This window comes from Helicobacter sp. UBA3407 (genome assembly GCF_949747025.1).
Classification (GTDB): Bacteria; Campylobacterota; Campylobacteria; order Campylobacterales; family Helicobacteraceae; genus Helicobacter_D; species Helicobacter_D ganmani.
This window is the reverse complement of record NZ_CATKCB010000141.1, coordinates 1-9,075: the sequence shown is the minus strand read 5'-3', so window position 1 is coordinate 9,075 and position 9,075 is coordinate 1. Positions and strand designations below refer to the sequence as shown.

The 9,075-nt window shown below is 36.9% G+C and carries 9 protein-coding genes; 4 read left to right on the top strand and 5 right to left on the bottom strand.

The annotated features are described in order from the left end of the window. The 4 genes from murF to Q1553_RS05110 form a co-directional block, all read left to right on the top strand. Window positions 1-1,401: UDP-N-acetylmuramoyl-tripeptide--D-alanyl-D-alanine ligase (gene murF, locus Q1553_RS05125; RefSeq protein ID WP_300842791.1), on the top strand; the 1,401-nt coding region annotated here is incomplete at its 5' end. Window positions 1,402-1,417: 16 nt separating this feature from the next. Further along, window positions 1,418-1,966 carry an HIT domain-containing protein gene (locus tag Q1553_RS05120; RefSeq protein WP_115552291.1) on the top strand — a complete coding sequence of 183 codons (549 nt, stop codon included), beginning with the start codon at window positions 1,418-1,420 and terminating at the stop codon, window positions 1,964-1,966. 26 nt (window positions 1,967-1,992) lie between these two features. Next, a complete protein-coding gene (locus tag Q1553_RS05115) occupies window positions 1,993-2,697 on the top strand; it encodes an SIMPL domain-containing protein (protein WP_297579441.1) in 705 nt (234 codons plus the stop codon). Between the two features lie 61 nt (window positions 2,698-2,758). Further along, window positions 2,759-4,969: a DUF2972 domain-containing protein gene (locus Q1553_RS05110; protein WP_300842790.1), complete on the top strand. Its 2,211-nt coding sequence runs from the start codon at window positions 2,759-2,761 to the stop codon at window positions 4,967-4,969. Between the two features lie 191 nt (window positions 4,970-5,160). On the opposite strand, the gene Q1553_RS05105 is transcribed toward Q1553_RS05110, so the two are convergent. The 5 genes from Q1553_RS05105 to rnhA form a co-directional block, all read right to left on the bottom strand. Beyond that, the gene (locus Q1553_RS05105; RefSeq protein WP_115550802.1) at window positions 5,161-5,640 is read right to left on the bottom strand and encodes a DUF411 domain-containing protein; all 480 of its coding nucleotides are present in this window, start codon (window positions 5,638-5,640) and stop codon (window positions 5,161-5,163) included. Window positions 5,641-5,854: 214 nt separating this feature from the next. Next, window positions 5,855-6,766: a hypothetical protein gene (locus Q1553_RS05100; protein WP_115550803.1), complete on the bottom strand. Its 912-nt coding sequence runs from the start codon at window positions 6,764-6,766 to the stop codon at window positions 5,855-5,857. A 12-nt stretch (window positions 6,767-6,778) separates the two neighbouring features. Beyond that, window positions 6,779-7,852 carry a chorismate synthase gene (aroC, locus tag Q1553_RS05095; RefSeq protein WP_297570738.1) on the bottom strand — a complete coding sequence of 358 codons (1,074 nt, stop codon included), beginning with the start codon at window positions 7,850-7,852 and terminating at the stop codon, window positions 6,779-6,781. A gap of 9 nt (window positions 7,853-7,861) precedes the next feature. Further along, window positions 7,862-8,542 carry a ribonuclease III gene (gene rnc, locus Q1553_RS05090; RefSeq protein WP_115550805.1) on the bottom strand — a complete coding sequence of 227 codons (681 nt, stop codon included), beginning with the start codon at window positions 8,540-8,542 and terminating at the stop codon, window positions 7,862-7,864. Window positions 8,543-8,550: 8 nt separating this feature from the next. Next, window positions 8,551-8,976 (bottom strand): ribonuclease HI, encoded by a 426-nt coding sequence (gene rnhA / locus Q1553_RS05085; RefSeq protein ID WP_115550806.1) that lies wholly within the window; start codon window positions 8,974-8,976, stop codon window positions 8,551-8,553. Window positions 8,977-9,075: the final 99 nt, after the last annotated feature.

Here is a 9,075-nt window from a genome sequence, read left to right as displayed (position 1 = left end):
TATTATGTGATGATAAATCTTCAGTGGTATCATTACAAGATTATGCGCGTATTGTTTAGGCATCATAAGCAGAAATGGCATTTGTTTTATTTTGTGTTTCCTGTTATTTATTTTATTCTAATACCGAATAATCTTTATTGTTATATTGGATTGTATCTTTATGTTGTTTTGCTGGGTGTATGGATTTTTTATTTGAGCAAACGATTGGTTTTGACAAGTAGAATCCTAAGATTTTTTGGGTTATACATCGCCTTTATTTTATTTAATGAATTATTGCTTTTAAAAGTTGCAGAATATTCTATTTTGATTCAAATTGTTTATCTCTTCCCGCTTTTTATTTCTATTGCGCTTTCTTCTTTGATAGAAAGAATCCTGCTCAATCGTTACAAAAAACTTGCTTTAGATAAGTTAGAGAGTATGCCAAACCTTACAATCATAGCGGTTACAGGGAGCTATGGCAAGACAAGCTTAAAAAACTTTTTGTTTCAAATGCTGCAGGAGGGTTTTAAAGTTTATGCGACACCAAGAAGCGTCAATACGCTAACAGGAATCATTGCAGATATTAATCAAAATCTTTCCCCCTTAACAGATATTTATATCGTAGAAGCAGGTGCTAGGGGCGCGGGAGACATTAAAGAGATTGTAGATTTGCTTTCCCCACAGATTGCAGTTGTTGGAAAAATTGGTGAAGCACACATTGAGTATTTTAAAAGCATAGAAAATATTTATAGTGCAAAATATGAAATTTTAGAGAGCAAGGAATTGAGCCGAGCTTATATCTATGAGGGCAACATTCAGCCAAGCCATTGTCCCGTGAGGATTGTTAATTTTCCCAAAAATGCAAGTGAAATAGTAGCAACGCTTGAAGGAACAAGCTTTGTTCTTAAAATAGATGGCAAGAAATTAGAATTTAAAACGCGTATTTTGGGTGCGTTTAATGTGATTAATATTAGTGCGGCGATTGCGGTTGCGAAAGATTTGGGCGTCAGTGAAGAGCATTTGATAAAACGAGTGCAGAAGCTAGAACCTATTAATCATCGCCTAAGCAAGATTACTGTGAATGAAAAGATTATTTTAGACGATAGTTATAATGGAAATCTTGATGGAATGCTTGAAGCAATTCGCCTATCCTCCTTGCATAAAGGTAAGAAAATCATCGTAACACCGGGTCTTGTAGAAAGTTCCAAAGAAGCAAATATCCAATTAGCCGAAGCCATTAGTGAAGTGTTTGATTTAGCGATTATTACAGGAGAGCTGAATTCTAAATTGTTGCGCAAACATATTCGTAAGCCTCAAAAAATCGTTCTTAAGGACAAATCGCATATTGAGCATATTTTAAAGACAACTACAGATAGTGGCAACTTGATTCTTTTTGCCAATGACGCACCAAGCTATATTTAAAAGGTGAGAGGATACAATGGAGTATTTGTATGCGCCTTGGAGAAGCGGGTATTTCAAAGACAAAAGCACAGAGTGTGTATTCTGCGCTATTTCCAAAGGAGATTCTCCTCTAAATACAAAATCTCAACCTCTATTTGAGGGTAGGGGGGATTCCGCTGTGTTGCAAAAATCCGACTTCACAAACCGCGTATTTTACCGCAATGATAAAGTATTTTGCGTGATGAATAAGTTTCCCTATACGCCCGGACATTTTTTGATTATTCCCCATACGCATATCCCTTCACCAGAGCTTTTAGATGTGGAAATTTGGCTACAAATGCAAAGAATTGCACAAAAAGGTGTTGCACTTTTAAAAGAGTTTGGCGCGCAAGGAGTTAATCTAGGAATGAATATTGAACGCGCGGGAGGTGCGGGGATTCCAGAGCATCTACATCTACATTTGATTCCACGTTTCATTGGGGATACAAATTTCTTTACAACGATTGGCGATTCTCGCGCCTATGGAGTGGATTTTGATGAGATTTTCCAACGTATTTATGAGTTGTCCCAAAAACATTTAAGATAAATAAATTAACATTTAAAGGAGAAGTAATGGATAGAATCGCAGTGGCTACTTTAGGTCTTTGCTTGATTGCTTGCAGTATTGTGTTTGGTGTGGGTGCGAACCTTGCCGTGAAAGAATTTCGCGCAGGCGAGCGTAGCGTAGTCGTCAAGGGTTTGAGTGAGCAAGAAGTATTCGCAGATGTGATGATTTTGCCCCTTAGATTTCGTCTTGCGAACAACGACTTGCACGCACTTTATACTGAAGTAGAACGCAATTCTCAAAAAATTGTGAAATTTTTAGAGAAAATGGGGTTTGAGAAAAGCGAGATTACGATTGGTTCGCCCAATATCACCGATAAACTTAGTAATGATTATGCGGACGATAGAAGGGTAACTTATCGTTATTCTGGTAGCGGTGAAGTGATTTTATACACAAAGCAAGTAGAACTTGGTAGAGAAGTGTTTGGGCGCATTACAGAGCTTGGACAAGAGGGAATCGCAATCAATATTAATACCTATGATGTAGAATATAGTTATACGCAGCTCAATTCCATTAAGCCACAAATGATTGAAGAATCTACACTTAATGCAAGAGAGGCTGCACAGAAGTTTGCTAAGGATTCTAATAGCAAACTTGGTAGAATCAAACGCGCAACACAAGGGCAATTTAGTATTAGCAACCGAGACCAAAATACGCAACACATTAAGAATGTGCGTGTTGTCTCTACGATAGAATATTATTTAGAGGATTAATCCTATCCTCTTAGAATCCCAAAACATAAAAGAAAATAAACATCAACCAAAGGAATCCCTAATGTATTGCACTTCCAACACAATGTTTAATCCCCATTCCGCTAAAGAAAGAATAAAGAATCATCTTGCTTATAAATTAGGTTTAGCCTTAATAGAATACGATAAACAAAGAAAAGGAATCTCACAAGAAAACTTCAACTCTAAAGAATCTCAAAATAACAAAACAAACTCTCCTTTCTCTTTTAAACCTCAAGAAACTCTAAATCATTCTATTCCTGTGCGGGGGGGGGGGCATTCTAACCCTTATTTAGATTCCTTTACACCTCTTGCCTTTTTAAACCTCCTCCTTTCTCTTTATAAACTTAAACAAACCCACAAACAACAACAGCAATTCTATAAACAAACCATACAAGTCTTTCCCTCCCTTAAATATCCTCCCTTGCAATCTTGTAAAGATTATCCAGAATCTTTATCTTATAAATACCATTTAGCTTATCTCTTAGGAGAAGCTTTAAGCAAGGCAGATAAGATTTGGTATAAAGGAGGATATTTTACATTAAACAAGAAAATAAAAGAAGCTAAACACATTTATAAACTGCACCAAGAATATAAAGCAAAACTGCAAGAATTACATCTTTCTTATTGCTTTATTCCTAAAGAATTTCTTTTAGATTCTCTTTCTTTTTTAAAGGCAATAGAAACCCTAATGCACAAACTCAAATCTCAAGAAAACAATTCTTTTAAGATAGAATCTTTCTTTTTTAAACTTTTTTCTCAAATTCCTTTTTCTACTCAAACACCTTTCCTTTTAAAACACAAAGAGGAAATCCTACAATGGCTTAACTCTAAAGAATTTAAAGAACAATACATTAACACGAATCACCCTTATCCTCCTTTACTGAATCCAGAGAGATTGAATGCAAAGAGAGAATCTAAAGAGAAAAACAATCATAATAAAGAAACAGAGTTAAGAATAAAGGAGAGAGAATCTAAAGAATGCAATGTAGAATCCCAAAGAGAGAATAGAGATTCTATCCAACCTTATCCAAACTTAAGCTATGAGAGTATCCCTGCGGAACTTGCTTGGGATTTGAATTTGCCATTGCCGAGGAATTATTGTGGAATATTGGTTTTTTTTGGATTGAGCGGACATTTGGCACTACTTGCATTTCTTTATCAATGTGGTGCTTCTATCATTTCTCTATCCAACACAAGATACGCAAAAAAAGATTACTATGCCGCATATCAAACTTTATTAACAAATCACATCAATTTTTTAACGCATATAAATTATATGCAAGATAAAGAAAATAGAAAGCATATTTTCGCTTTAGCAGATGCTAAAGTTCCTGTGTTGATTAATCTTAGAGACCCAATTGGGAGATTAAAACACGGGATAAATCACGGCTGGTATAAAAGCAATCAATGGATTTATGAAATTAATCAACACAAAGAAGCATTAGATAGAGTAACTTACGGGGGACAGGATAAACCACATTTGGATTTACTAGAAAGTGTTTTGAAAAATAAAAATATTGGAAATATAAGCATTTGGGAATATCATCAAACCATTCAAGAAATTAGAAATGCAAGCTCTATCCACTATCTTGATATGCAAGAAATCGTAGGCAAAAGAACTTTTGATACAATGACGCAATTATCTCAAGAGTTTAGATTCCCACTGCCCAAAGAGGAGGATAGGAAATTCTATGAAAGTAAAATCAATAATCAATACAGATATTTATTGCCCATAATTTTTAGGGTGAATGAAGAAATCAAGATTTTGGTGGAGCAAAGCACATATAACATAGAATTTATTTTGGGATTAAATTTAAGCTCTTCAATAGTTGGAGGATTCCTTGCGATAAATGATTACAATAAAAACGAATTATTAAATCATACATTCTCCATTCTGCAAGACAATATGGATATTATTTCTCAATTAAATTTAGATTCTCTTGGACTTCAGATAAAGATTCTTGCCGATAAAAAGCAATCACAAGAAATTGCATACCAAGCTAATCATTCCAATCTCAAAAACGACCTGCAACAATATCTTTTTGCCCTTAAAGAGAAAATTCAAAGTATTGAAACCAACAAAGTAACCGAATCTCAAGTGTTAGAATATTTAAAAGAACATAAAGATTTAAGAAAAATCTATCAAACTTATTTTGAGAAAGAGTTTGTGCATATCAAACAAGTGCGCCCCGATATTGTGGAATCTTGGAAATATTATCAAGAGTTTGAGAGAATGTGTGCAGAGTTGGATTAAATTGCTTATCTGTCATTGCGAAAAACAATACTACGAAGCGCACATCACGAAGTAATTTGCCCACGCTTGCAAATCCAAATCTTGCCCTTGATTTTAAGATTCCATTGTTAAAGTTAAAATTCTGCATTCCACAAGTGGAATCTCATAAAGACAAGAAAAACCCTACAATACCAAGAAATCAAAGGTAATTTCTACTTCACATTTCCGCTTTTTAACTTTTTCTGACCCTTATAAATGCCAAAAACTTTATATCCACCCTCTTGCGTCATTAACACCACAGGATATTCCTCGTAAGTGCCCTGCTCCATTCCCGGACTTCCTTGTGGCATTCCGGGCGTAGAAACGCCTATCACATCTTTTGGCTGATTTTCCAACAACCATTCCACTGCATCAACAGGTACATGCCCTTCAATCGCATATTTCACACCATTTTTTTCTATTACACCCGTATGACAACTCTGGTATTTAGGGGCAATCTTAAAATCCTCCTTGATTTTCATAAACAACTCATCATCTTTATGAGATTGCACCAAAAAACCCTTTGTGTGCATATATTTTGCCCATTCCTCACAACAACCGCAAGTTGGGCTAGAATACATTTGAATTTCTTTTACAGAATCCCCAAAAAGTGCCATACTCACAAATGCTAGCAAACCTACAATTTTTCGCATATTTTTCCTTTTATCAAATGTTCGCATTATACAAAATCTCTACTTGATTTTACAATCTCTTATTTACGATTCTGTTGCTTCAAGGTTGATTTTTGTAACTTACGGATTGCTTTGCTACGCTCGCAATGGCAAATTGCAAAACTTTTAAGTCAAAATACAAAATCTCGCCCTTGATTTTGGGATTTCATAACCTAAAATCCCACCAATCAATATTTTACTTTAAAAATTTGCCAAACTCTTTCCACTTTGTCGGACGCTTCAAAATCTCTAAAGCACGCGCTTGATGTGTTGTGCGCAAATGCAAAGAAGAATAGGATTTAAAATGCTCTAATACTTGATAACAAATAGAATCGCAAGAAAGTGCATAAGCCTTAGGAATACTCAAAATGCAGTTTTTAAAACTCACAAGATTTGCATTCTGATTTGCCGCCACCTCTAGTGCAATCGCAGGAATTCCACAAGCTAGAATCTCTCCCAAACTCTGCCCACAGGCGCAAATACAGAGGTCCATTCGTCTTATTAAATCCACCATTTCTTGCACGCATAAATCACGATAGAGTTTCGCGCCCAAAATTGTAGAATCCCTTGCAATACAATGCAAATTCAAATCAGGATAAGCCCTCTTAAATGCAACAATCAAAGGACTATTCAAGCCTAATATATCACTTCCGCCAAGAGTAATAAATACATTTTTCACTTCTTGCTTCAAAGGAATCGGTGGATTCTTTAATACCTGCACAAAAGGAGGCTGCAACAGACGATAATCACTTCCCAAAAACAACAAATGATGAGGATATTTTTCTCTATATTGAGCGACATTCACGCCGCTTGCATTGTTTAGCAAGATAGCCTTAGGATAATCTAAACGCAAAGTATCATCAAAAAACAAGCAAGTTTTTGCACAACGCACTACTTTTTCATAAGCCTCTAGGGGCAATACATACGAATCTATCGCGATTAAATCCCATAAAGTTTGATTTAAATTCTCTTCCAATTCCTGTGTATCTACTAGCTTTGCTTCAAATCCTAGTGATTCCAACTCTGCTTGCAAAGCCCGACAACGACTAATATGTCCTAATCCCACACCAAGCTTACCATCAGCAGCAATTAAAGCACTTTGAGCCACCCAAAAACACCTCTAAGAATAAATTTTTTGTAAATTTTCTAACTTGCTTGTCGCATTCAGCAAAAGCATATCCGCTAGAATCAGTGCGAGGCTAGATTCACAAACTACACTCCCACGCACCGCGATACAAGGGTCGTGTCTGCCCTTGATTTCGCATTGGACAACATTGCCTTGCGTATCTTGTGTGCTTTGAGGCAAAAAAATGCTAGGCGTGGGCTTAAAATGCACTTTGAGTAGAATCTCTGCGCCATTGCTAATACCCCCCAAGATTCCACCACAATGATTGCTTACAAAACCCTCCGCATTCATCATATCATTGTTTTGAGAGCCTCTAAGTCTTGCCGATTTTACACCATTGCCAATTTCTACGGCTTTGACACCATTTAATCCCAACATCAAAGCTCCAATTGCAGAATCTAGCTTATAATATAATGGCTCGCCCAATCCGCAGGGCACTCCACTTGCCTTAATCAAAGCTACGCCACCCAAGCTATCGTGTGCCTCTCTTGCTTGCAAAATTGCTTCTTTTTGAGCCGATTCTACTTGCTTATCTAAGGCAAAGATTTCGCTTTTTTGCGCATTTTGGAAGTCTATTGTTTCCCCCTTAATTTCTCCAATACTTAAGATTCCACTTTGAAAAACAATTCCAAAAGGCTTCAAAAGCATTTTCGCAATCGCGCCTGCTGCCACACGTGCGCTTGTTTCTCTTGCGCTACTGCGTCCTCCGCCACGATAATCTCGGATTCCGTATTTATGAAAATATGTCCAATCGGCGTGTCCTGGACGAAAGAGGTTTTTGATAGAATCATAATCCCTGCTCTTGTTGGCAGTGTTTTGGATAAAGAATCCCAAAGACGTTCCGGTTGTTTTGCCCTCAAAAACACCGCTTAGAATTTTTACCTCATCTGCCTCTTTTCTTTGCGTGGAATAAAGATTCTTTCCACCTGCACGTCTTTGCATTTCAAGCGCAAGAAACTCCTCTTCAATCTCCAATCCCGCTGGTAACCCGTCTATTACCGCGCCAATCCCCTCTCCGTGGCTCTCGCCAAAAGTCGTAACCCTAAGAGCCTGTCCAAAAGTATTCATTACCTATCCTTATAAACTTTTCTCTTGTTTTAAAATCTCTAATGCCATTTTGGCACAAATCTGTTGCGCTTCCTTTTTGCTTTTGCCCTTTGCCCTGGCATATTCCTTATCGTAAATCTGCACACTCATCAAAAATTCTTTATTATGGTCGGGTCCAAAGGAATCTAAAACAACATATTCTGGAGTGATTCCGAAGACTGCTTGTGTGAGTTCTTGCAAAGCAGTTTTATGGTCGTAAAACAGACTTTTTAAATCAATCTTTGGATAAACTTCCTCCAACAACAACAACATAATCTTGCGCACAGATTCTAATCCACTTTCTAAATAAATTGCGCCCATAACCGCCTCAAACGCATTAGAAAGAATAGAATCCTTGTCTCGCCCCTTATTTTGCTCTTCAGAAGAGGAGATATAAAGATACTCTCCCACATTTAAATAACGTGCCAATTTGGCAAATGCCTTTTCATTTACCATTGAAGCGCGCATTTTGGACAGCTCTCCCTCTGGAGAATGGGGAAACTTGCGGTATAAAAATTCTCCAACAATCAAATCCAAAACTGCATCGCCTAAAAACTCCAAACGCTCATTATGCGCACCTTTTTTGGCACTCTTATGTGTTAAGGCTTCTTTGAGTAAATTCTGATGCTTAAAGCAATAGCCTAAAGTTTGTTCAAAAAGTTGTAAATCCACACGAATCCTTAAATATTTTTAAATTTTAACGCCTCTTCTTTGGCGATTTTATCGCAGATTTCATTCTCAAGATGTCCGCTATGTCCCCTGACCCATTGCACTTCAATTTTATGCGGTTTAGAGACTTTCAAATAAAGCCGCCAAAGTTCTGGATTTTTGACATTTTTAAAGTCTCTCCTAATCCAATTTGGCAACCATTTACTTAAACCATCTAAAACATATTTAGAATCGCAAACAACTAAAACTTCACAAGGTTCTTTAAGAGCCTCTAAACCACGAATCAAAGCCGTTAGCTCCATTTGATTATTTGTCGCTCTCTGCGTCCCCCCACTTAAAATTTTCTCGTGCTCTCCATAACGCAAAATTCCACACCAACCGCCACTTCCCGGATTCCCCAAAGAAGAACCATCACAGAAAAGAGTAACGCGTTTCATCTTGTTTTTCCTTTAAAAACACAAAAGTTTTGAGCGTCAAAAGCTCTTCGCAATGTGGGCAATGCTCAAAAGTTAAAGGTGTAGTTGCCTTGCAAGATT